Origin of the sequence: Streptomyces tuirus (assembly GCF_014701095.1) — a bacterium.
Taxonomy (GTDB): domain Bacteria; phylum Actinomycetota; class Actinomycetes; order Streptomycetales; family Streptomycetaceae; genus Streptomyces; species Streptomyces tuirus.
In genome coordinates this window covers 5,451,392-5,474,320 of the sequence record NZ_AP023439.1, presented here as the reverse complement: position 1 = coordinate 5,474,320, position 22,929 = coordinate 5,451,392, and the positions used below count along the sequence as shown (strand labels likewise).

Here is a 22,929-nt window from a genome sequence, read left to right as displayed (position 1 = left end):
GGGGCGCACGCCGGACGGACGCACAACAGCTCGCTATTCTTCCACGCCGTCGGTCCTGCGCCAAAATCGGCCGTACGGCTCCCCCGCCGGGTCGGGTGCCCAGCCCAGGATGGAGAGCATCTCTCGGTCCTTCTTGTCGAAGGCCTTGGGGTCGCACCGCTCGATGAGGTCGGGCCGGTGGGCGGTCGTGCGCTTGAGGGCCTCGTCGCGGCGCCAGCGGGCGATCTTGCCGTGGTGGCCGCTGAGCAGCACCTCGGGGATGTCCCGGCCGCGCCACTCGGGCGGCTTGGTGTAGACGGGCCCCTCCAGCAGGCTCGCCATGGCGCCGGGCGCGAAGGAGTCGTCGCGGTGGGACTCGGCGTTGCCCAGGACGCCGGGCAGCAGCCGCGCCACGGCTTCCGTGACGACGAGGACGGCCGCCTCGCCGCCGGCCAGGACGTAGTCGCCGATGGACACCTCGTAGACCGGCATCCGGGTCGCGTACTCGTCGATGACGCGGCGGTCGATGCCCTCGTAGCGGGCCGGGGTGAAGATCAGCCAGGGCCGCTCGGAGAGCTGGACGGCGAGTTCCTGGGTGAAGGGGCGGCCGCTGGGAGTGGGGACGATGAGGGCGGGCGCCCGGGATCCCGTCTCGTAGCCGTCGGCCAGGACGGAGTCCAGTGCCTCACCCCACGGGTCGGTCTTCATGACCATGCCGGGGCCGCCGCCGTACGGAGTGTCGTCGACGGTGTTGTGCCGGTCGTGGGTCCAGGAACGCAGGTCGTGGACGTGCACGTTCAGCTGTCCACGCGCGCGTGCCTTGCCGACGAGGGAGACGTTCAGCGGTTCCAGGTACTCGGGGAAGATCGTGACGACGTCGAGGCGCATTACGACTCTTCCTCGCCGGGGGCGTCTTCCCGGCTGGAGGCGATCTCGGCGCGGTCGTCGATCAGGCCCGGGGGCGGGTTGATGACGGCCCGCTGCTCCTCGAGGTCGATCTCGGTGACGATCTCCTCGACGAAGGGGATCATCACCTCGCTGCCGTCGGGGCGCTCGACGATGAACAGGTCCTGCGAGGGCAGATGGGAGATCTCCGTGATCCGGCCCACCTCGGTGCCGTCCGCGGTGACCACGTCGAGGTCCATGAGCTGGTGGTCGTAGTACTCGTCCTCGCCCTCGGGCAGTTCCTCCGGGTCGATCTCGGCGATCAGGAGGGTGTTGCGCAGGGCCTCGGCGCCGCTGCGGTCGCTGACGCCCTCGAAGCGCAGGAGGAGGCGGCCGCTGTGGACGCGGCCCGTCTCGATGGTGAGCGGTCCCGCGCCGGCGGGATCGGTGGTGAGTACGGCGCCGGGGCCCAGCCTCAGCTCCGGCTCGTCGGTCCGTACCTCGACGGTGACCTCACCCTTGATGCCATGGGCACGGCCGATCCGTGCGACTACCAGCTGCACGTGTGCAATCTCCTGTCGTACGACTGCGGGCCGGGGACGGCCCTCAGGCCTTCCCCGGCCCGAGCCGGTTGCGCGATAAGCGTCAGCGGACGTGGTCCACGTCGACGAGGTCGACACGGACGCCGCGACCGCCGATGGCGCCCACGACGGTGCGCAGGGCGCGTGCGGTGCGGCCGTTGCGGCCGATCACCTTGCCGAGGTCGTCCGGGTGGACCCGGACCTCGAGCACGCGACCGCGGCGCAGGTTGCGCGAGGCGACCTGCACATCGTCGGGGTTGTCGACGATGCCCTTCACGAGGTGCTCGAGAGCCTCCTCGAGCATGCTCAGGCCTCGGTCGAAGCGGACTCGGCGGCCTCGTCCTTCTTCTCGGCCTTCTTCTTCTGGGTGATCGCCTCACCCTTGCCCTCGTCGTCGCCGCCGATGGCCTCGAACGACGGGCGCGCGGGCTTCTCCGGCTGCGTCAGCAGCGGAGCCGGGGCGGGCTCGCCCTTGAACTTCTGCCAGTCGCCGGTCTTCTTGAGGATGGCCATCACGGGCTCGGTCGGCTGGGCGCCGACACCGAGCCAGTACGCCACACGCTCGGCGTCGACCTCGATCACCGACGGGTTGTACGTCGGGTGGTACTTGCCGATCTCCTCGATGGCCCGGCCGTCACGGCGGGTACGGGAGTCGGCGACGACGATGCGGTAGTGAGGCGAACGGATCTTGCCCAGACGCTTCAGCTTGATCTTGACTGCCACGGGAGTGGGTTCTCCTGGTTTTGACGTGATTGGGCACGGCGGAAATGCCGCGTGGGGATTTGCGGTACCCGAGTGCCCGATGGACGCGTCAGCCGGAGGCGAGAGGGTTCCTGTGCGACTGTCGAGTACAGCTAGCCATTGTGCCACACCCGGTGGGTCGCTCCGGGCCCGGGCCCCGGGCCGCCGTGCGGGCATGCCGAGAGCGCACCCGGCGTGAATGGGGTACGTCGGGTGCGCGTCACGGCCCGAGCCGTGCGTCTTGGACCGGCAGCCACGAGATGCCGGTGCGGGACGTCAGCTCGCTACCGCTCCCACGACGTCCGGGATCCGGAACGGCTTGCCGCAGCCGCCGCAGACGATGGGGGCCTGGGCGAGGACCGACGGGACGACGCGGACGTTGCGGCCGCAGTCACAGACGGCCTTGACGCGTACGCCGCCACCGGAGGAGCCGTGCCGGGCGGCCGGTCCCCGGAAGGTGCGGGAGGTGTCGGAGGAAGTCGCGGCGGTGTGTGCCTTCAGGGCGCGCTGGAGGCGCTCCATCGTCGGGCGGTAGCGCCGCTTCGCCTCGGGGGTGAGCGTGACCAGGGAGAACCCGCTGCTGGGATGCGGTTCCTCGGGGTGGTCCAGGCCCAGCTCCTCGGCGATCGCGAGGAATCTGCGGTTGTGGTAGCGGCCGGCACGGGAGGTGTCGCGGACGCCGCGCGAGGCGGCGATGCCATGGACTGCCTCATGGAGCAGTCGCTCGAAGGAGAGCTCGTGACCGCACGCGGACGACGACTCCCCGATCAGGGACTCTGGCGCGGCAAGGTCGGGCAACTCGGGGTGGTACCGCTGAATATCGGCCCACGCCTGTGCCAGCTCTGCGGCGAGTACAGGTGGTGTCTGTGTCGTGCTCACGTAATGACAACGAGCCGGGGTGCCCCAGTGTTCCGATTCCGGGCCATCCCAAATAATTTGCACGTACCCGTCAGTTGCCTCTGATGCGTCCCGACGAGGGCGGGTGCGCAGATCTGTGGATAAGCCTCACAGCTCACCACAAGGTGGTGCGTAGTCCCGCGTACGCCCGCCCGTCTCTCGCCACCACCCTCAACCGAGGCCCTTCGGGCCACCCCCTCGATCGGCGCGTGGAGAATGCCCGCGCGCCGGGTCGGCAGAGGTCCGGCTGATGCGCAAGAGGCGTTTCGGTCGCCCCGCACCCCCAGGGCCCTTACTCCGTAAGCGCCTGCGACGGCCGCGACGTTACCGGGTACATCGTCGGCGTCCGGCACCGACCCGTCCTCGGCGACCGGACACCGCACGGTCACCGCGTGATCGGCGAGTGCCTTGTCATGGCGGGATGTCACGGGCCCAGGTTGCCGGAATGTGAAATCTCGCCATAGGCACATGACAACTCATAAGCCCTGCCCCATTCCACTGGACGACAGGTCGAGGGGGGAGTTTCCTGGCATACGGGGGTAGTGCGAGCGCACTTCACGGGGGCCATGGAATCGGGCAAGAGGCAACTCTCGGCGGATTGGGGCGCTTACTTATGACACCTACGCTCGTGCGGCAGCACCTGCCTCACGCGGGGGCCGTACCCCGCGTGGACCTGCGTGCACGCGCGCGTGACTGGTCCGAGATCCAGGAGAGAATGCTCGTACCGCTCTACGAGGCCGTCTACGAGCGACTGGAAGTGGGTCCCGCCACCCGGCTGCTCGGCCTCGGCTGCGGTTCCGGACTCTCCCTGCTGATGGCCGCCGCGCGGGGAGCGGCGGTCACCGGTGTCGACGTCTCCCCCGAAAGAATGGCCCTGGCGCGGGAGCGGCTGCTGCCCGAGACGCCGGGTACGCGTGCGCGGCCGGACATCCGGCTGGTCGACGGCTCGCCCCGGGACACCGCGGTGCCGGGCGCTTCCGGATACACCCTGGTGACCGCCTTCGAACCCATCGGGTGCCTCGCGGGCGACTCGGAGGGGCTCGGCGGGCTGCTTACGGAGGCCGCACCCCTCACCCAGCGCGGTGCGGCCGTGGTGCTGGCCGGCTGGGGCCCTCCGGAGCGGTGTGCCACGGCGTCCGTGATGCGGGTGGCCGCGAAACTGGCGGAGCCGCTGCGCCATGCGGGCAGCTGGCGCCCGGCCTGCCGCGACGACCTGGAGGACGTCGCCCAGCGGGCCGGTCTCAGGCCGGACGGGTCGGGGCGGGTGGCGTGCCCCTTCGGATACGCCGACGTGGACAGCGCGGTCCGCGGCCTGAAATCGACGGGACTGTTCGACGCGGCGACGACGGCGACGGACCAGGTGCAGGTGGACAAGGAGCTGACCGAGGCCCTGCATCCGCATCAGCGGCCGGACGGGACGGTGTGGATGCCGAACGTGTTCCGGTATCTGATCGCCCGGACACCCTGACGAACGCATTTCCGATGCAGGTGTGAACAGTGTGAAAAAAGCACCACGGGCTGCTTTTGGTTACACCGGGTGGATCATGAACGCCTAATGTGATCCACCGCTCGGGGGACCTACACATCTGCATACAGGAGCTGCTGTGCCGCACCACCAGACCGCGCTGCGCCTCGTCGCGCCCGTCGCCGTTCTCGCTCTGACGCTCACCGGCTGCGGAGGCGGCGACGACACCGCCGACGCGAAGAGCACGGGCACCGCCCAGGCCAAGACCTCGCCGTCGCCGGAGCCCACCTCCGGCGGCGAGATGGGGACCGGCGAGAGCGCGACGGGCAAGGTCGCGGAGGACCCGGGTGAGGTCACCTACCAGGTGCTGGCACAGAAGGTCGACGTAGGCACCGAGGCGGAGGCGGCGAAGGCCGTCTCGGAGCCCGACAAGGTCAAGGGCAAGGTGCTGGCCGTCGCGCACCTGAAGTACACGCACACGAGCGGGCCCGCCCTCACCGACGGTTCCGATGTGCACGACGGCACCACGGTCTTCGCCGACGGGCAGCGCGGTACCGTCCTCATCGGCGCCTCCGAGGACGCGGCGGGCTGCGAGGACCCGTACGACGTGGACCGCTGGAAGCAGGGCGAGAGCCATGTGTTCTGCGAGACGTACGTGATCCCGGCGAACGCCAAGAGCGTCGAGGTCCACTGGGCCGAGGAGGACGGCGAGCCGTACATCTGGAAGTTCCCGAACGGCTGACCTGCGAGCCGCCGGCTCACGACCGAGGGCGCCCCTTCCGGACAGGAAGGGGCGCCCTCGGTGCGGTTCGGACGGGGTGTCAGCCCATGAACTTCTTGAACTCGTCGGGGAGTTCGAAGTCCTTGCCGCCCTGCTGCGGCAGTCCGAAGGCGCCGCCGCCCTCGGCCGCGGCGGCCCGGCGGGCGGCCTCTTCCTGCTCCTGCTGCTTGCGCTTCATCGGGTTGCCGGAGCGCTGCTTGCCCTTGGCCTTCTTCGGCTGCTTCTTGGTGCGGCCGGGGCCGCCGCCCATGCCGGGCATCCCCGGCATCCCGGGCATGCCGCCGCCCTGGGCCATGCGGGACATCATCTTGCGGGCCTCGAAGAACCGCTCGACCAGGTTCTTGACCGCGCTGACCTCGACGCCGGAGCCCCTGGCGATACGGGCGCGGCGCGAGCCGTTGATGATCGTCGGCTCCTGGCGCTCGGCCGGGGTCATCGACTTGATGATGGCGGCCGTGCGGTCGACGTCCCGCTCGTCGAGGTTGTTGATCTGGTCCTTCATCTGGCCCATGCCCGGGAGCATGCCGAGCAGCTTGGAGATGGAGCCCATCTTGCGGACCTGCTCCATCTGGGCCAGGAAGTCGTCCAGGGTGAAGTCCTGGCCCTTCTTGGACGCCAGCTTGGAGGCCATCTTCTCGGCCTCTTCCTGGCTGAACGTCTTCTCCGCCTGCTCAATCAGGGTGAGGAGGTCACCCATGTCGAGGATGCGGGAGGCCATCCGGTCAGGGTGGAACGCGTCGAAGTCGTCGAGCTTCTCGCCGTTCGACGCGAACATGATCGGCTTGCCGGTGATCTGCCGGATCGACAGGGCGGCACCGCCGCGGGCGTCACCGTCGAGCTTGGAGAGCACCACGCCGTCGAAGCCGACGCCGTCGCGGAAGGCCTCGGCCGTGTTGACGGCGTCCTGGCCGATCATCGCGTCGACGACGAACAGGATCTCGTCCGGGGAGACGGCGTCGCGGATGTCCGCGGCCTGCTGCATCATCTCCTGGTCGATGCCGAGGCGGCCGGCGGTGTCCACGATCACGATGTCGTGGACCTTGCTCTTCGCGTGCTCGATGGAGTCCTTGGCGACCTTCACCGGGTCGCCCACGCCGTTGCCCGGCTCGGGGGCGTAGACCGCGACACCGGCGCGCTCGGCGACGACGCTCAGCTGGTTGACCGCGTTCGGGCGCTGGAGGTCGGCGGCGACGAGGATCGGGGAGTGGCCCTGCTCCTTGAGCCAGCGGCCGAGCTTGCCCGCGAGGGTGGTCTTACCGGCACCCTGCAGACCCGCCAGCATGATCACGGTGGGGGGCTGCTTGGCGAAGCGCAGACGCCGGGTCTCGCCGCCGAGGATGGTGACGAGCTCGTCGTTGACGATCTTGAGGACCTGCTGGGCGGGGTTCAGCGCCTTGCTGACCTCGGCGCCGAGGGCGCGCTCCTTGACGTTCTTGATGAACGTCCGGACGACGGGAAGCGCCACGTCCGCCTCGAGGAGCGCGATCCGGATCTCGCGCGCCGTGGCGTCGATGTCCGCCTCGGAGAGCCGTCCCTTGCCGCGCAGGTTCTTGAAGGTCGCTGAGAGGCGATCGGAAAGAGTATCGAACACGGCGCTCGCGGTCCTCAGGGTCGGTGGCTACAGGGAATCGCCCTCCAGGGTATCCCGGCGTGACAAGTCGCCGGGTCGGCCTCACCCACGCAGTGTCTCCTCCAGCTTCCGCGCCACCGACGCCGCCTCGTCCCCGGGCAGCGGCGCGCCCTCCGGACCGGTCACATAGAAGGCGTCGACGGCGTTGGCGCCGAGGGTCGAGACATGCGCGCTGCGCACCCGCACGCTCGCGTCCTCCAGGGCCCGTCCGATGCGGAACAGCAGGCCGGGGGCGTCCTGTGAGCGCACCTCGATGACCGTGGCCAGCCGGGAGGCGGCCGGGTGGACGGACACCCGGGCCGCGGGGGCGACCACGCCCCGGCGGCGCGGATAGGCCGCGTCCCGTTCGGCGAGGCGGCCGGCGATGTCCAGGGAGCCGTCCAGGGCCCGGACCAGGTCCGAGCGCAGCCGGGCGGCCTGCGGCAGCGAGCCGTACTCGGCGGCGACCCGCCAGTCCAGCAGCAGCACGGAGCCGTCGACGCCGTCCGGGAGGTCCAGGGAGCGCAGCTCGGCGGTGCGGACGGTCAGCCGGTGCATGGCCAGGACACCGGCTACCGCGGGCAGCACCCCGGGCTGGTCGGGTACGGCGATGAGCAGCTCCACGCCGAGCGGCTCGGGGTCGCCGGACGGCTCCTGACCGGCGGGCGGCTCGGTCTGGGCCCGCAGCGAGAGCACCGGGCTGCCCGTCGCCGCCGCCTCCAGGGCGAGCCGCTCCTGCTCGGCGGTGGGCGCGGCCTCCTCGGGTTCGTCCGGGGCATCGCCCGCGAGCACGGCCGAGACCCGTCCGACCAGGTCGGCGACGAGCGAGCCGCGCCAGGACGACCATGCGGCCGGGCCGGTGGCGAGCGCGTCGGCCTCGGTGAGGGCGTGCAGCAGCTCCAGCGTGCCCTGGGAGACGACGGCCTCGGCGACGGAGCGCACGGTGGCCGGGTCCTCCAGGTCGCGCCGGGTGGCGGTGTCGATGAGCAGGAGGTGGTGCCGTACGAGGGTGGCGACGACGGTCACGTCGTGGCGGTCGAAGCCGATCCGGGCGGCCACGTCCTTGGCGATGATCTCGCCGGCCACGGAGTGGTCGCCGGGCCAGCCCTTTCCGATGTCGTGCAGCAGCGCGGCGACCAGCAGCAGGTCGGGGCGGCTGACCCGGCGGGTGAACTCGGAGGCGCACACCGCGGTCTCGATCAGGTGCCGGTCGACGGTCCACAGGTGTACGGCGTTGCGCTGCGGGCGGCAGCGGACCCGCTCCCAGTCGGGCAGCAGCCGGGTGATCAGCCCTTCGGCCTCCAGCGCCTCCCAGACGTCGATGGTGGGGCGGCCCGAGCCGAGCAGGGTGACCAGCTGTTCGCGTGCCTCGGCGGGCCAGGGTGTGGGCAACGGGCGCACGGTGGCCGCCAGGCGCCGTACGGCGTGCAGGGAGAGCGGGAGTCCGGCCTGCGCGGCGGCGGCCGCGGCGCGCAAGGGCAGCACGGGGTCGCGCTCGGGGCGCGCGGCGCGGGCGAGCACCACCTCGCCGTCCTGCTCCACCACGCCCTCGGCCAGCGGGGAACGCTCGCCGGGCGGTTTCCCGCCGCCCAGCATGGCGCGCAGCCGGGGCCGCACGGCGCGTGAGCGCAGGACCCGCCCCACCTCGCGCCAGGTGACGTCACTGGCGTACGAGACGAGCCGCGCCGCTTCGTAGACCTGCCGGAGCAGGGTGTCCGCGTCGAGCAGGCCGAGCTCGGCGGCCACCTGGTCCTGTTCCTGGAGGGCGAGCCGGTCGGTGGCGCGCCCGGTGGTCAGGTGCAGGGCGTCCCGGACGTCGAGGAGCCGGCGCCGGGCGTCGGCGAGGCCCTCGCGCGGGGCGTCGGCGAGCCAGGAGGCGGCGACGGCGCGCAGCGCGGTGGCGTCGCGCAGCCCGCCGCGGGCCTCCTTCAGGTCGGGCTCCAGCAGGTACTGCAACTCGCCTTGGCGCTCGGCGCGTTCGGCGCACAGTGCCTGGAGTTCGGGGAGGCGCTTGGGCGCCTGGTTGCGCCAGTCGGCCAGGACGGTCGTGCGCAGGGACGCGGTGAGGCCGAGGTCGCCGGCGATGTGCCGGGCGTCCAGCAGGCCGAGCTGCACCTTGAGGTCCTCGGCGGCGGTCTTGCGGGCCTCGGCAGGGGTGCGGACGGAGTGGTCCAGGTCCAGGCCCAGGTCCCAGACGGGGTACCAGAGCCGGTCGGCGAGGGCCGCGACCGCCTTGGGGTCGCCGCCGTCGTGCAGCAGGAGCAGGTCGAGGTCGCTGCGCGGGGACAGCTCACCCCGTCCGTAGCCGCCGACGGCGACGAGAGAGACTCCGCGCAGCCCCTCGGAGCCCGCGGCGAACAGTCCGGTGAGCCACTGGTCCGTGAGGCCGGCCAGGGCCGTACGGCGCGGCGGCCCGGACCGCGTCTCCTCGGTGAGGAGACGCAGCCGGGCCGCCGCGTAGCCGCTGGGTCCCGAGTCCTCTGCTTCCTTCTGCACGTCCGTACTCGTCACCCGGTGGCTCCTGTTCCGTTCGTCTGCTCTGCGGGCCTTCAGAGCGCGTCGGGACCGCGCTCGCCGGTCCTGACCCGTACGGCCGTCTCGACCGGGATCGACCAGACCTTGCCGTCACCGATCTTGCCGGTGCGGGCCGCCTTGACCACCACGTCGATCAGCTGTTCGGCGTCGTCGTCCTCGACCAGGACCTCGATGCGGATCTTGGGGACCAGGTCGACGGTGTACTCGGCACCGCGGTAGACCTCGGTGTGGCCCCGCTGCCGACCGTAACCGCTGGCCTCGGTGACCGTCAGGCCGTGTACTCCGAAGGCCTGGAGGGCCTCCTTGATCTCGTCGAGCCGGTGCGGCTTCACGACGGCGGTGATGAGCTTCATGCGTCCACCTTCTTGCTCTCGGCGCTGCCCACGGCGGCCGCGGCTGCGGCGGTCCTGGCGGCACCGCCACCGGCACCGCTGAAGTCGTATGCGGTCTCGGCGTGCTCGGCCTGGTCGATGCCGGTGATCTCGTCGTCCTCGGGGACCCTCATGCCCATGGTCTTGTCGAGGATGAAGGCGAGGATCGCGGAGACGACCAGGGAGTAGGCCAGCACCGCGAAGACACCGGCGCACTGCTTCCAGAACTGGGTCAGGCCGCCGCCGTAGAAGAGGCCCTCGACGGTGGACTGGCCCTTGCCGCTGGCGAAGAGGCCGATCAGCAGGGAGCCGGCGACACCGCCGACCAGGTGCACGCCGACGACGTCGAGGGAGTCGTCGTAGCCGAACCTGTACTTCAGGCCGACGGCCATGGCGCACAGCACACCGGCGACGGCGCCGACCGCGATCGCGCCGAGCGGGGTGACGGCACCGCCGGCCGGGGTGATGGCGACCAGGCCCGCGACGGCGCCGGAGGCGGCACCGAGCGTGGTGAACGCGCCGTGGCGGATCTTCTCGTAGATGAGCCAGGCCAGCATGGCGGCGGCGGTGGCGACCTGTGTGTTGACGAACATCAGCGCGCCGACGCCGTCGTCGTTGCCCAGCCAGGAGCCGGCGTTGAAGCCGAACCAGCCGAACCACAGCAGACCGGCGCCGAGCATGACCAGCGGCAGGCTGTGCGGGCGCATCGGGTCCTTCTTGAAGCCGACGCGCTTGCCGATGACGAGGATCACGCCGAGCGCCGCGGCACCCGCGTTGATGTGCACCGCCGTACCACCGGCGAAGTCGATGACGCCCAGCTCGAAGGCCCAGCCGCCGGCGCCCCAGACCCAGTGGGCGACGGGGAAGTAGACGACCGTGACCCACAGGGCGATGAACAGCGCCCAGGCGCTGAACTTCACGCGGTCCGCGAGGGCGCCGCTGATCAGGGCGGGCGTGATGATCGCGAACATCAGCTGGAAGACCAGGAACACGAACACCGGGATGGTGTAGCCGGGCCACAGCTCCGTCAGTCCGATGTTGCCGAGACCGACCCAGTCGGAGTTCCAGCCGATGAGGCTGCCGGAGTCGGTGCCGAACGCCATGGAGAAGCCGTACAGCACCCACAGGATGGTGACGATCCCGAGGCTGATGAAGCTCATCATCAGCATGTTCAGGGTGCTCTTGACGCGGACCATGCCTCCGTAGAAGAAGGCAAGACCCGGGGTCATGAGCATCACCAGGGCGGAACAGATGAGCATGAACCCTGTGTTCGCGGCAGAGAGCTTGGGAGCCTCTGCGGCAAGGGTGATGGCTGGTGCCATCGGCGTCTCCTCGTCATGTGTACGGCCCCGTGCGGGCGAAGCCTCGAGCGGATTGAGGGGCGGGCCGGTTATGCGCCACGAGATTGGCGCAGCGCGGTTTCGGTCGAAGCCCCTCGTTGTTTCGCGACCGTGACGAAGGCGCCTTCTGTGTTACGCGTCGATGAACTGCCGGATTGCGGACGATCTGATCGTTATCGTGGCGCAACCTTCGGCTTTCAGACAGCCGGGGGAACACAGACCGGCCGCGGTCGGCCTTCCGATGACCTGGCATGGGGGAGCCGAGTCGGGCAGTTCGGGAGGGCCGGCCGCGGCCGGGGTTCTGGGTGGTGCGGCTTGTCAGACCGCCTCGGCGGTCTCGGGCAGCTCGGCGGAGAGCCGCTCGGTGAGGTCGACGACCTCACCCAGGTCGCCGAAGTCGCGGGCGGCGGTGTCGACCGTCTTGCGGATACGGGTGTTCACCCGCTCGGAGCGGACCTTCTTGGCGACCCGCATGGCCTCGGTGGCGAAGACCGTGCTCCGCTCGGGCTCGCGCTGGAGGAGATGGACCGTGGCCATGCCGATCAGGTTCAGCGCGTACGACCGCTGGTGCTCGTCGTCCTCGGCGAAGAGCTCGACCGCCCGGCTCATCAGGGGCTCGGCCAGCGAGGCGTAGGTGGGGCTGCGCCCGGCGACGTAGGCCAGGTCGCGGTAGGAGTGGGAGTTCTCGCCGTGCAGCTCGGCCTCGGAGAAGAAGCGGATCCAGTCGGGGTCCGGCTCGTCCCACTCGTCGGCCTCGGAGAAGGTGTCCTCGGCCATCCGGACCGCCCGCTTGCACTTGCCGGGCTGCCCCATGTTCGCGTAGGCGCGGGCCTCCATCGCATACAGCATCGACTGGGTGCGCGGACTCGCGCAGTCCCGGCTGCCGTACTGCGCGAGGTGGATCAGCTCCAGCGCGTCGTCGGGTCGGCCGAGGTGGATCATCTGGCGGCTCATGCTGGACAGCACGTAGGAGCCGAGGGGCCGGTCGCCCGCCTCCTTGGCGGCGTGCAGGGCGAGGACGAAGTACTTCTGCGCGGTCGGCTGGAGCCCGATGTCGTACGACATCCAGCCGGCCAGCTCGGCGAGTTCGGCGGCGACCTTGAACAGGCGGCGGGTGGTGGACTCCGGCTGGGGCTCCTGGAGGAGGTCGGTCACCTCGTGCAGCTGCCCGACGACCGCCTTGCGGCGCAGGCCGCCGCCGCACTGGGCGTCCCACTGCCGGAACATCACCGTCGTGGACTCCAGGAGGTCCAGCTCCGGCTTGGAGAGGCGGCCGCGGGCGCGGCCGGAGCCGCCCGCGGGCTCGGGTGCGGATCTCGGGGCCGCGGGCGAGGGGACGAGCCAGCGCTGCATGGGCTCGATGAGGGCCGGGCCCGCAGACAGCACCAGCGAGCTCCCGAGGAAGCCGCGCCGCGCCAGCATCAGGTCGCTGCGCGAGAACTCGCTGAGCAGGGCCACCGTCTGCGGGCCCGTCCAGGGCAGGTCGACGCCGGTCGCGGAAGGTGACTGGCGCGCGGTGCGCAGCCCCAGGTCCTCGACGGAGACGACGACGCCGAAGCGCTCCGAGAACAGCTCGGACAGGATCCTCGGGATCGGCTCGCGGGGGTTCTCTCCGTCGAGCCAGCGGCGCACGCGCGAGGTGTCCGTGGAGATGTGGTTGGCGCCCAACTGGCGTGCCCTGCGGTTGACCTGACGGGCGAACTCGCCCTTGGACCAGCCGCTGCGCACGAACCAGGAGGTGAGCAGCTCGTTCGGGCGCTTGTCAGCGTGCGTCGCGCCCGCAGCGTTCGTTCCGCTTCCGCCGTTGCCGCTCACTGGAACGCCCCCATCCCTGAGACCACTTGTCGCCGAGTGCGCCAAGCCCTATCAGCATGCCGGTTCGTACGGCCGTCCGTCCGGCCCTTGTCACCCTTCGAACGGAATGACGACTTGCCTCCGGCATACCCACGAGCGCATGTGCCCCCAGGACTCGTGCACACAAAGTAATCCTACGATCACCCGTCCAGCTATGGCTCACACGGAAACGCCACCATTCGCCACCCCTTCGAATGAACTCACGTACGGCTACGCGCGATTCACTTGACACAGCACAACCAGGAGCGGGTGCAGCGATGCATTCGGGGGCGCGCGTCGTCGGGCACGCCACCCTGGGCACATCCGGGCGCTGTATGAACCGACCGCCGCCGGGAAGGCGGAAACGGAGAGTCACGCATCGCGTCCGCAGCGTAACCACCGCTGCGTCGGACCCGTTGGAGGGGGCATGGGCTTCACGATCGGCATCAGCCGGGGCATGCGCGACATCCGGACCGGATCACGCCGCCGCAGCCGTACGTCGGACGGCACGGCGGTGGCCGAGTACACCGGACTGTGGGGCTGGGACGTGGTGCCGGGCGCCCGGGCCTCGGCGGGCGCCTGCTCCTGCGGCCATGACGACTGCCCGGCGCCGGGCGCGCACCCGCTGGACTTCGCGCCGGTGCTCGCGGCCGGGGCGACGCTGGACGACGTGACCCGGGCGTGGGGCGAGTTCCCCGGCGCCTCGGTGATGCTGCCGGTCGGCCGGGCGTTCGACGTCATCGAGGTGGCCGAGCCCGCCGGCCGCCGCGCGCTGGCCCGGCTGGAGCGCATGGGCCTGCCCGTCGGCCCGGTCGCGGCGACGCCGGACGGCCGCGCCCACTTCTTCGTCGCTCCCGGCGCCGCCGCCGATCTGCCCGGCCTGCTGTACCGCATGGGCTGGGACGACCCGGACTCCCTCGACCTGCGCGGCCTCGGCCCGGGCGCGCACATCACGGCGCCGCCCTCCGACCGCGGCGGTCTCGGCCCGGTGCGCTGGCTCCGCTCCCCCGCCCTGGACTCGGCGTCCCGCCCGCCGGAGGCCCGTCTGGTGCTGGGCACGCTGGCGTACGTGGCCCACCGGTCGCGGGCCTAGGCAGCAGGGACGGACACGGCGAAGCGCCCGGCCCCGATCTGGATCCCGGGGGCGGGCGCTTCGCCGTGCACCTATGACTTTCGTGGATGAATCCTCGGTGAGTGCCGAGCTCACTCGCCGATAAGGGCGTCAACGAACGCCTCCGGCTCGAACGGCGCCAGGTCGTCCGCGCCCTCGCCGAGCCCGATGAGCTTGACCGGGACGCCCAGCTCGCGCTGGACCGCGACCACGATGCCGCCCTTGGCCGTGCCGTCCAGCTTGGTCAGCACGATGCCGGTGATGTCGACGACCTCGGCGAAGACCCGGGCCTGGACCAGGCCGTTCTGGCCGGTGGTGGCGTCCAGGACGAGCAGCACCTCGTCGACGGGGGCGTGCTTCTCCACGACCCGCTTGACCTTGCCGAGCTCGTCCATGAGGCCGGTCTTGGTGTGCAGGCGGCCGGCGGTGTCGATGAGCACGACGTTCGCGCCCATCTCCTTGCCCTCCTTGACCGCGTCGAAGGCGACGGACGCCGGGTCGCCGGCCTCCGGCCCGCGCACGGTGTGGGCGCCGACGCGCTCGCCCCAGGTCTGGAGCTGGTCGGCGGCGGCGGCACGGAAGGTGTCGGCGGCGCCGAGGACGACGCTCTGGCCGTCGGCCACCAGGACGCGGGCGAGCTTGCCGGTGGTGGTGGTCTTGCCGGTGCCGTTGACGCCGACGACCATCACGATGCCCGGCTTGCGGTCCTCCGGCTCGGTCTTGACCGCGCGGTCCATGTCGCGGCCGACCAGCGTGATCAGTTCCTCGCGCAGCAGGGTGCGCAGTTCCTCGGGGGTGCGGGTGCCGAGCACCTTCACGCGCTCGCGCAGCCGCTCGACCAGTTCCTGGGTGGGCTGCACGCCGACGTCGGCGGTGAGCAGCGTGTCCTCGATCTCCTCCCAGGTGTCCTCGTCGAGGTGCTCACGCGACAGCAGCGTGAGCAGGCCCTTGCCGAGGGCGTTCTGCGAGCGGGAGAGCCGGGTCCGCAGCCGGACCAGGCGGCCGGCGGTGGGTTCCGGGATCTCGATCTCGGGAGCTTCGGCGGGCGGCTCCTCGACTACGACCGGAGCCGAGCCGTCCGGGAGATCCACCTCCTCTATCGTGCGCCGCGGTTCCTCCCGCGGCGTCTCGGCCTCGTCGCCGACGTGCGGCTCGGCCGGTGGGGCGGTGATGTCGGGCGCTGCGGGCGGGGGCGGGGGCAGCTGCTTCTTGCGCCGGCTGCCGACGATGAGCCCGCCGAGCGCGCCGAGCACGACCACGGCGATGACTACAGCAAGGATGACGATGTCCATAACGCGTCCAGTATCAGCCATGGGGCCCCGGGTCACCCTGCTCGCACCGCGCCGGAGGGCCGGGCGGCGCCGGATCTCCACACCCCTGGATGTCTGACGCCGCGTCAGCTAACGTCCCCCGGACACCCCGCCCGGTGGAGGGAGACGCCGCCATGCCCGTCACGGTCGTACGCTTCAACCTCGTCGCTCCCGGGGCGACCCCCGCCGAGCTCGGCGCCCGGTACCGGGCGGCCCTGGAGATGGCCGCGTACGCCGATGACCGGGGCGTGAGCACCGTGCAGACGGAGGAGCACCACGGGGCGGACAACAACTGGCTGCCGTCGCCGTTCGTCTTCGCGGGGGCGGTCTTCGGCGCCACCCGGCGGGTCGCCGTCACCGTCTCGGCGATCATCGGCCCGCTGCACGACCCGCTGCGGCTGGCCGAGGAGATGGCGGTGCTGGACCTGCTGAGCAACGGCCGGCTGGTGACGGTCGCCGGGATCGGGTACCGGCCGGAGGAGTACGACCTCTTCGGCGTGGACTTCGCCCGGCGCGGTACGCTCCAGGACGAGCTGCTGGAGACCCTGCTGAAGGCGTGGACCGGCGAGCCCTTCTCCTACCGCGGCCGCACCGTCCGCGTCACCCCGCGCCCCTTCACCGACCCGCATCCGCTGCTCCTGGTGGGCGGCTCCTCCAGGGCCGCCGCCCGGCGCGCCGCCCGCCTCGGCCTGCCCTTCTTCCCCAGCGCGCACCTGCCGGAGCTGGAGGCGTACTACAAGGAACTGCTGGTCGAGTACGGCACCGAGGGCTGGGTGATGATGCCCGCCGCCGAGACACCCCTGCTGCACGTGGCCGAGGACCCGGACCGGGCCTGGGCGCGGTACGGGCAGCACTTCCTGCACGAGGCGCGGACGTACGCCTCCTGGCAGTCGGGCGGGGTGCGCTCGGCGGTGAAGTCGGCCGCGACGACGGTCGAGGACCTGCGCGCGGAGGGCGTGTACCGGATCCTCACCCCGGACGCGTGCGTGGCCCTCGGGCAGGATTCCTACGTGCTGCACCCCCTGGCGGGCGGGATGCCGGTGGAGGAGGGGTGGCGGAGTCTGCAGCTGTTCTGCGAGCAGGTGCTGCCGCGGCTGGGGAGCTGACGAGCGCGGAAATCCGATGGCCGGCCGCCGCTCCGTGGCGATCCACTGGCGCCATGAGCCTCTCGGTCGACGTGTTCCTGCGCGAGCCGGACGGGCAGTGGCGGATCCTCGACGTCCCCGAGGGGCGCGACGACTCGGCCGGGTTCGGGTCCTGGCGCCGCACGGTGTGGGGATCGGAGCCGGTGCGCGCGCTGGGCGCCCGGTTCCTGCCGGTGCCGGCCGACGACGACCTGGAGATCGAGGCGGAGGAGGTCGCGGAGTTCCTGCGCGAGGTGGCGCTGCTGCGCGATCACCTCGATTCGATCGCCGAGAACACGCGGCGACCGCGCGGACTGGCGGGGCACCGGGCGGGGCTGGTGCGGCGGCTGCGGAACCTGGAGGTGGCCGCCCTGCACGCCCGGATGATCGACGGCGGCCTGCTGATCTGGTGAGACGACAGACCGCCGCCCCGGCTCGGGCAGTGGCCGAACCGGGGCGGCGGCGGGTTACGGGGAGAGGGGCAGCGGGGACTTTGGCCCTTCCCCCCGAGTCTCGGGACGGGCCTAGCCCATCTCCTCCAGGGCCTTGCCCTTGGTCTCCTTGACGAACTTCAGGACGAACGGGATCGACAGCGCGGCGAACGCGGTGTAGATCACGTACGTCGCGGAGAGGTTCCAGTCGGCCAGCGACGGGAAGCTCGCGGTGATGGCCCAGTTGGCGATCCACTGCGCGGCGGCGGCCACGCCCAGCGCGGCGGCACGGATCCGGTTCGGGAACATCTCGCCGAGCATGACCCAGACGACCGCGCCCCAGGACAGGGCGAAGAAGAGGACGAAGAGGTGCGCGGCGATCAGGGCGATCCAGCCCTGCGCGGCCGGCAGCTTGCCGTCGACGAGGTGGTACGAGAACGCCCAGGCCTCCAGCGCCAGGCCGACGACCATGCCGACCGAGCCGATGATCGCGAGCGGCCTGCGTCCGATACGGTCGACGAAGATCATCGCGACGACGGTGCCGACGATGTTGATGATCGACGTGGTGAAGGAGTAGAAGAACGAGTCGGCGGGGTCGACGCCGACCGACTGCCACAGCGTCGAGGAGTAGTAGAACGCGACGTTGATGCCGACGAACTGCTGGAAGACCGACAGGCCGATGCCGACCCAGACGATCGGCTTGAAGAAGAAGCTGCCGCCGAGCAGGTCCTTGAAGCTCGACTTGTGCTCGCTCTTCATGGCGCCCTCGATCTCGGCGACACGGGCGTCCAGGTCGACGTCCTTGCCCTCGACCTCGGCGAGGATCTCCCGGGCGCGCTCGTGCTTGCCGACGGAGATCAGGAAGCGCGGGGACTCGGGGATGGCGAAGGAGAGCAGCCCGTAGAGGACGGCCGGGATGACCATGACGCCGAGCATGACCTGCCAGGCCTCCAGGCCCATCAGCTTGCCGCGCTGGTCGCCGTCGGCGGCGTTCAGCAGGCCCCAGTTGACCAGCTGCGACACGGCGATGCCGATGACGATCGCGGCCTGCTGGAAGGAGCCGAGCCGGCCGCGGTAGGCGGGCGGGGCGACCTCGGCGATGTAGGCCGGGCCGATCACGGAGGCCATGCCGATGGCGAAGCCGCCGACGACGCGCCAGAAGGCGAGGTCCCACAGGGCGAAGGGCAGCGCCGAGCCGACGGCGCTGACCGTGAAGAGGACCGCGGCGATCTGCATGCACCGGATACGGCCGATGCGGTCGGCTATACGGCCGGCGGTGGCTGCGCCGACGGCGCAGCCGATGAGGGCGATGGCGATGACCTGGGCCAGGGCTGCGGAGCCGACGTCGTAGCGGCCGCGGATGGCCTCGACGGCGCCGTTGATCACGGAGCTGTCGTAGCCGAAGAGGAAACCGCCCATCGCGGCCGCCGCCGCGATGAAGATGACGTGCCCGAGATGATCGGGGTGAGCCGTCCTGGCTCCTGACTGGGGTGCCTGCGCTGTGCTGGTCACGTGTACTCCTCGGGCCACCGGCAACGCTGCCGGAGGGGAATCAGCCCTTCGAGGTCCACCTGAAGGTACCTGAAGGTAAAAGCAACGTTGCAGAGACTATGCCTTCAAGTTTCGAAGTCAATAGGGCAATCACTCTGGATCTGAGCCAGGGGTGTGGTGGCTGTGTGTTCAAGTGTTGAAGTAGTGAAGGGCCGCAGGTGAGACCGGTGTAGACCACACGTGTCTAGCGCAGGCGCTGGCTGATGACCTTCGACACACCGTCGCCCTGCATGGAGACGCCGTAGAGCGCGTCGGCGACCTCCATCGTGCGCTTCTGGTGGGTGATCACGATCAGCTGGGAGGCCTCCTGGAGCTCCTGCATGATCCGGATCAGCCGCTGGAGATTGGTGTCGTCGAGGGCGGCCTCGACCTCGTCCATGACGTAGAACGGGCTGGGCCGCGCCTTGAAGATCGACACGAGCATCGCCACGGCGGTCAGCGACCGTTCCCCGCCCGAGAGCAGCGACAGCCGCTTGACCTTCTTGCCCGGCGGACGCGCCTCGACGTCCACGCCCGTGGTGAGCATGTTGTCGGGGTCGGTCAGGATCAGCCGCCCCTCGCCGCCGGGGAACAGCCGGCTGAAGACGCCCTCGAACTCCCGGGCCGTGTCGCGATAGGCCTCGGTGAAGACCTGCTCGACCCGCTCGTCGACCTCCTTCACCACCTGCAGGAGATCCGCCCGGGTCTTCTTGAGGTCCTCGAGCTGCTCGCTGAGGAACTGGTGGCGTTCCTCCAGCGCGGCGAACTCCTCCAGGGCGAGCGGGTTCACCTTGCCGAGCTGCTGGTAGGCACGCTCGGCGGCCTTGAGGCGCTTCTCCTGCTCGGCCCGGAGATACGGCCGGGGCCGGTTGCGCGGGTGCTCCGGGTCCTCCGGCAGCTCCTCCCCCTCGGCGGGGGGCGAGGGCGGCACGAGCTGGTGCGGACCGTACTCCGCCACCAGTCCGGCCGGTTCGACACCCAGCTCCTCCAGCGCCTTGGTCTCCAGCTGCTCGATGCGCAGCCGCTTCTCGGCGCCGAGTACCTCTCCGCGGTGGACCGAATCCGTCAACTTGTCGAGCTCGGCCTTGAGATCGCGCCCCTCGGTGCGGGCGCGGGCGAGTTCCTGCTCCCGGCGGGCCTTCGCGGCCTCGGCGGCGGTGCGCTCCTCGTCGGCACGGGCCAGGGAGACCTCGACGTGCGCGAGCAGCTGCCGCGCACCCGAGCCGACGGCCTCGGCGACGGCCGCCTCGTGCCGCAGCCGGGCCCGTCGCTGCTCGGCACGCGCGCGTGCCTCGCGTTCGGCGCGGGCGGCCCGGTCGAGCGAGTCGGCCCGCCCGGCCAGTCCCTTGACCCGTTCCTCGTGCGTACGGGCCTGGAGGCGGGCCTCCATCTCGGTCTGGCGGGCGTTGGCTCCGTCGGCGGCGAGCCGGTCCCGGGCGGAGGTGTCGGGCTCCTCCTCGATCGGCATCTCCTCGGCGACGGCGAGCCGCTCGGCGAGTTCCCCGACCTCTTCGAGCGCCCGGTCGAGGGCCTCCTGCGCCCGGGCCGCGGCGGCGGTGGACCGCTCGGCCTCCCCCGCGGCGCCCCGTGCCTGTCCGGCGAGGCGGCCGAGCTGCTGGGCGACGGCCGACTTCTCCCGGTCGGCGGCCCGGCGCCGCTCCCCCACGTCCTCGACGAGCGCGGCGCACTCCTTGCGCCGTTCGACGGCCTCGTGCTGGGCCCCGGTCAGCTCCTCGCAGCGCACCGCCAGCTCTTCCAGTTCGGCGGCGGCCTCGTCGACGGAGGCCTGCACTTCGAGAAGGCTGGGGGCGCCGGCGGAGCCACCGTGGGCGAAGTGGGTGCCGAGGAGGTCGCCTTCGGCGGTGACGGCGGTGAGGCCGGGGTGGGTGTAGACGAGGTCTTCGGCGTCTTCGAGGGTGCCGACGATGACGATGTCGTGCAGGAGCCGGCGTACGGTCGGCATGAGGTCGTCGGGGCCGCGGACCAGGTCTGCCGCACAGGGGTGTCGTGCGTCTGCGGGTCCTTCGGTGCTGGTCGCGCGGTTTCCCGCGCCCCTGGGGTCGGCAGCTCCTGCCAAGAGCAGAGTTGCCCGGCCTCCGTCCTGCTTTCGCAGCATGCGGATGGCCTCGGCCGCCGCCGAAGGGCTGGTGACGGCCAACGCGTCAGCGGCAACACCGAACGCTGCTGCCACGGCGACCTCGTAGCCGGGAGTCACCGTCAGGAGTTCCGCCGCAGGGCCGAGCAGGCCGGAGAGGCGGTCCTTCGCCGCGAGCAGTATTCCGGTGCCGTCCTTGCGGCGCAGGCCGAGGGCCAGGGCCTCGTGCCGGGCCTGGGTGGCGGCGCGCCCCCGTTCCGCGGCCGTGGCGGCCTCGCGGGCGGCCGTGAGGGCGGCCTCCGCGTCGGCGAGCTGCTGCTTCGCGGCCTCGTGCTGTTCGGCGAGGTCGGCGTCGCCGGCGTCGAGGCCGTCGACCTCGGTTTTGAGGGCCTCGTACTCCTCCTGGGCGGCGACGGCACGTTCCTGCGCCTCGTCGCGGGCGGCGGCCAGGCGTTCGATCTCGGCCTGGGCGGAGGCAGCGCGGGAGCGGGCGGCGTTGACCTGGCCGCTGAGCCGGGCCAGGCCCTCGCGCCGGTCGGCGATGGCGCGGGCGGCGTCTTTCAGGCGCCGCTCCTCCTGGATGAGCGCGCGTTCCAGCTCGGCGCGGTGGGCGACCGTGTCCTCCAGGGCGCGTTCGGCCGCCTCCAGGGCCGCCTCCAGCTCGGCCTCCTGCTCACGGATGCGGGCGGCCTCGCGTTCCATGTCCTCGGGGTCGCGGCCGCGCCGCTCCTCGGGGGGCGCGGAGGTGGCGCTCTTCACCCGGGCGTCGGCCAGCGAGATGGTGCCGCGCACCCGTTCGGCGAGCTGGGAGAGCTCGTGCCAGGTCTGCTGGGCGCGCTGGAGCCGCGGCGTGAGCTGCCGGACCTCGTCCTCCAGGAGGGCCTCGCGCTGTTGCGCCTTGCGCAGGTCCTGCTCGGCGGACTCCTTGCGCTCCTTCAGCGCGGCCTCGTCGGCGACCTCGGCCTTGAGGGCGTCCCGGAGCCGTACGAGGTCGTCGGCCAGCAGGCGCAGGCGGGCGTCGCGCAGGTCGGCCTGGATGACGGCGGCCCTGCGGGCGACGGCGGCCTGGCGGCCGAGGGGCTTGAGCTGCCGTCTGAGCTCGTCGGTGAGGTCCTGCACGCGCGCAAGGTTGGCCTGCATCGCGTCCAGCTTGCGCAGCGCCTTCTCTTTGCGCTTGCGGTGCTTGAGGACGCCGGCGGCCTCCTCGATGAAGGCGCGGCGGCCCATGGGGTCGGCGTGCAGCACGGAGTCGAGCTGGCCCTGGCCGACGATGACGTGCATCTCGCGGCCGATGCCGGAGTCGGAGAGGAGTTCCTGGATGTCGAGGAGGCGGCAGGTGTCGCCGTTGATCTGGTACTCGCTGCCGCCGTTGCGGAACATGATCCGCGTGATGGTGACCTCGGCGTACTCGATGGGCAGGGCCCCGTCGGAGTTGTCGATGGTCAGGGACACCTCGGCGCGGCCCAGCGGGGGGCGGCCGGTGGTGCCGGCGAAGATGACGTCCTCCATCTTGCCGCCGCGCAGCGATTTGGCGCCCTGCTCGCCCATGACCCAGCTGAGCGCGTCGACGACGTTGGACTTGCCCGAGCCGTTCGGTCCGACGACGCACGTGATCCCCGGCTCGAACCGGAGGGTGGTCGCCGAGGCGAACGACTTGAACCCGCGGAGGGTCAGGGCCTTGAGGTGCACGCCGCCGGACTCTACCGCCCGGGTTGGTCTCACTCCATGAACCCGCGGTTTCGCCGTTGAACGCGCAGGGCACATCAGACGTTGAAGACGGTGAAAGGATGCGGGGGCAAGAAAGAAGGGACGCCGACAGGGCGTCCCTTGCACTTCTGACAACTAGGCGGTTGTGACGGGCGGCCCAACCACTGCTGTGCTGTGTGGAGCGGTGCAGTGATCAGGTGAGCGCAGGCTCCGCCTGGTGTGCGTCAACGCTCTCCATGATCCTGTCGTGAGAAGCGGCAGCCGTCAGCGCTTCGTTCTCCGCCTGGATTCGTCCGAGCTCGGATTCCAGGTCCTGGACGCGCTGCTGGAGCCGTCGCATCTCGGCGAGGAGTCGAGGGTCGGAGCCGCCGACGTAACCGAGAAGCGCCTTTGCCATGATGGATGGTCCTCCACAATGCGTGACCGACCGCTGCGGTGTGGGTCGTGAGGGATTCGCACCCGCGGTCTTGGCAGGGCCTGGAGTTGTGCTGCCGTTCAGCCATGCCAAACAGCTAAGGTGCGCGGGGCTTTCAGCGTCTCACCAAAAAGTTTGACGGTCAACACGATCACGCCCCGTATTGGGGGGCGACCCGGGCACGCGCGG

At 71.1% G+C, this 22,929-nt stretch carries 19 protein-coding genes; 5 read left to right on the top strand and 14 right to left on the bottom strand.

Annotated elements, in window-relative coordinates; translation table 11 throughout:
- Positions 1-33: 33 nt before the first annotated feature.
- From trmD to IGS69_RS25245, 5 genes are all read right to left on the bottom strand, one after another.
- The gene (gene trmD / locus IGS69_RS25265) at positions 34-867 is read right to left on the bottom strand and encodes a tRNA (guanosine(37)-N1)-methyltransferase TrmD (RefSeq protein ID WP_190902784.1); all 834 of its coding nucleotides are present in this window, start codon (positions 865-867) and stop codon (positions 34-36) included.
- Positions 867-1,427 (bottom strand): ribosome maturation factor RimM, encoded by a 561-nt coding sequence (rimM, locus tag IGS69_RS25260; protein WP_190902783.1) that lies wholly within the window; start codon positions 1,425-1,427, stop codon positions 867-869. Before rimM ends, trmD begins: the two co-directional genes overlap by 1 nt.
- Positions 1,428-1,509: 82 nt before the next feature.
- Entirely contained in the window at positions 1,510-1,749 is a 240-nt protein-coding gene (locus IGS69_RS25255; RefSeq protein WP_003973401.1) for an RNA-binding protein, read from the bottom strand.
- 2 nt (positions 1,750-1,751) lie between these two features.
- A complete protein-coding gene (gene rpsP, locus IGS69_RS25250) occupies positions 1,752-2,168 on the bottom strand; it encodes a 30S ribosomal protein S16 (protein WP_190902782.1) in 417 nt (138 codons plus the stop codon).
- A 294-nt stretch (positions 2,169-2,462) separates the two neighbouring features.
- Positions 2,463-3,065 carry a hypothetical protein gene (locus tag IGS69_RS25245; protein WP_031107038.1) on the bottom strand — a complete coding sequence of 201 codons (603 nt, stop codon included), beginning with the start codon at positions 3,063-3,065 and terminating at the stop codon, positions 2,463-2,465.
- A gap of 631 nt (positions 3,066-3,696) precedes the next feature.
- Between IGS69_RS25245 and IGS69_RS25240 the strand changes: the two genes are divergently transcribed.
- Together IGS69_RS25240 and IGS69_RS25235 are read left to right on the top strand one after the other, a co-directional pair.
- On the top strand, positions 3,697-4,551 hold the full coding sequence (locus IGS69_RS25240) for a methyltransferase domain-containing protein (protein WP_190902781.1): 855 nt from the start codon (positions 3,697-3,699) through the stop codon (positions 4,549-4,551).
- Between the two features lie 136 nt (positions 4,552-4,687).
- Positions 4,688-5,290 (top strand): hypothetical protein, encoded by a 603-nt coding sequence (locus IGS69_RS25235; protein ID WP_190902780.1) that lies wholly within the window; start codon positions 4,688-4,690, stop codon positions 5,288-5,290.
- A gap of 79 nt (positions 5,291-5,369) precedes the next feature.
- Here IGS69_RS25235 and ffh read toward each other — a convergent pair whose 3' ends face one another.
- From ffh to nsdA, 5 genes are all read right to left on the bottom strand, one after another.
- Positions 5,370-6,920, bottom strand: a complete 1,551-nt coding sequence (gene ffh / locus IGS69_RS25230) for a signal recognition particle protein (protein ID WP_190902779.1) — start codon at positions 6,918-6,920, stop codon at positions 5,370-5,372.
- Between the two features lie 81 nt (positions 6,921-7,001).
- On the bottom strand, positions 7,002-9,449 hold the full coding sequence (locus IGS69_RS25225) for a [protein-PII] uridylyltransferase (RefSeq protein WP_190902778.1): 2,448 nt from the start codon (positions 9,447-9,449) through the stop codon (positions 7,002-7,004).
- Positions 9,450-9,487: 38 nt separating this feature from the next.
- Complete coding sequence (locus IGS69_RS25220; protein WP_030231663.1) at positions 9,488-9,826, bottom strand: P-II family nitrogen regulator; 339 nt, start codon at positions 9,824-9,826, stop codon at positions 9,488-9,490.
- Complete coding sequence (locus IGS69_RS25215; protein ID WP_190902777.1) at positions 9,823-11,166, bottom strand: ammonium transporter; 1,344 nt, start codon at positions 11,164-11,166, stop codon at positions 9,823-9,825. The genes IGS69_RS25220 and IGS69_RS25215 overlap by 4 nt, the downstream gene beginning before the upstream one ends.
- Before the next feature lie 336 nt (positions 11,167-11,502).
- Entirely contained in the window at positions 11,503-12,999 is a 1,497-nt protein-coding gene (nsdA, locus tag IGS69_RS25210; protein WP_190902776.1) for a transcriptional repressor NsdA, read from the bottom strand.
- A gap of 445 nt (positions 13,000-13,444) precedes the next feature.
- Between nsdA and IGS69_RS25205 the strand changes: the two genes are divergently transcribed.
- Positions 13,445-14,110 (top strand): bifunctional DNA primase/polymerase, encoded by a 666-nt coding sequence (locus IGS69_RS25205; RefSeq protein WP_190902775.1) that lies wholly within the window; start codon positions 13,445-13,447, stop codon positions 14,108-14,110.
- 110 nt (positions 14,111-14,220) lie between these two features.
- Here IGS69_RS25205 and ftsY read toward each other — a convergent pair whose 3' ends face one another.
- Complete coding sequence (gene ftsY, locus IGS69_RS25200; protein WP_190904632.1) at positions 14,221-15,420, bottom strand: signal recognition particle-docking protein FtsY; 1,200 nt, start codon at positions 15,418-15,420, stop codon at positions 14,221-14,223.
- A gap of 152 nt (positions 15,421-15,572) precedes the next feature.
- On the opposite strand from ftsY, the gene IGS69_RS25195 reads away from it, so the two are divergent.
- A complete protein-coding gene (locus tag IGS69_RS25195; protein WP_190902774.1) occupies positions 15,573-16,544 on the top strand; it encodes an LLM class flavin-dependent oxidoreductase in 972 nt (323 codons plus the stop codon).
- A 53-nt stretch (positions 16,545-16,597) separates the two neighbouring features.
- Positions 16,598-16,975: a hypothetical protein gene (locus IGS69_RS25190; protein WP_190902773.1), complete on the top strand. Its 378-nt coding sequence runs from the start codon at positions 16,598-16,600 to the stop codon at positions 16,973-16,975.
- 111 nt (positions 16,976-17,086) lie between these two features.
- On the opposite strand, the gene IGS69_RS25185 is transcribed toward IGS69_RS25190, so the two are convergent.
- The 3 genes from IGS69_RS25185 to IGS69_RS25175 form a co-directional block, all read right to left on the bottom strand.
- Positions 17,087-18,505 carry a sugar porter family MFS transporter gene (locus IGS69_RS25185; RefSeq protein ID WP_190902772.1) on the bottom strand — a complete coding sequence of 473 codons (1,419 nt, stop codon included), beginning with the start codon at positions 18,503-18,505 and terminating at the stop codon, positions 17,087-17,089.
- Positions 18,506-18,728: 223 nt separating this feature from the next.
- Positions 18,729-22,307 (bottom strand): chromosome segregation protein SMC, encoded by a 3,579-nt coding sequence (smc, locus tag IGS69_RS25180; RefSeq protein WP_190902771.1) that lies wholly within the window; start codon positions 22,305-22,307, stop codon positions 18,729-18,731.
- Positions 22,308-22,518: 211 nt separating this feature from the next.
- Entirely contained in the window at positions 22,519-22,722 is a 204-nt protein-coding gene (locus IGS69_RS25175) for a hypothetical protein (RefSeq protein WP_030852030.1), read from the bottom strand.
- Positions 22,723-22,929: the final 207 nt, after the last annotated feature.

Excerpts from the sequence above, each read along its gene's own strand:
- trmD (WP_190902784.1), bottom strand. The coding sequence starts at position 867 with ATGCGCCTCGACGTCGTCACGATCTTCCCCGAGTACCTGGAACCGCTG.
- IGS69_RS25255 (WP_003973401.1), bottom strand. The coding sequence starts at position 1,749 with ATGCTCGAGGAGGCTCTCGAGCACCTCGTGAAGGGCATCGTCGACAAC.
- IGS69_RS25240 (WP_190902781.1), top strand. The coding sequence starts at position 3,697 with ATGACACCTACGCTCGTGCGGCAGCACCTGCCTCACGCGGGGGCCGTA.
- IGS69_RS25220 (WP_030231663.1), bottom strand. The coding sequence starts at position 9,826 with ATGAAGCTCATCACCGCCGTCGTGAAGCCGCACCGGCTCGACGAGATC.
- IGS69_RS25215 (WP_190902777.1), bottom strand. The coding sequence starts at position 11,166 with ATGGCACCAGCCATCACCCTTGCCGCAGAGGCTCCCAAGCTCTCTGCC.
- IGS69_RS25205 (WP_190902775.1), top strand. The coding sequence starts at position 13,445 with ATGGGCTTCACGATCGGCATCAGCCGGGGCATGCGCGACATCCGGACC.
- ftsY (WP_190904632.1), bottom strand. The coding sequence starts at position 15,420 with ATGGACATCGTCATCCTTGCTGTAGTCATCGCCGTGGTCGTGCTCGGC.
- IGS69_RS25195 (WP_190902774.1), top strand. The coding sequence starts at position 15,573 with ATGCCCGTCACGGTCGTACGCTTCAACCTCGTCGCTCCCGGGGCGACC.
- IGS69_RS25190 (WP_190902773.1), top strand. The coding sequence starts at position 16,598 with ATGAGCCTCTCGGTCGACGTGTTCCTGCGCGAGCCGGACGGGCAGTGG.
- IGS69_RS25175 (WP_030852030.1), bottom strand. The coding sequence starts at position 22,722 with ATGGCAAAGGCGCTTCTCGGTTACGTCGGCGGCTCCGACCCTCGACTC.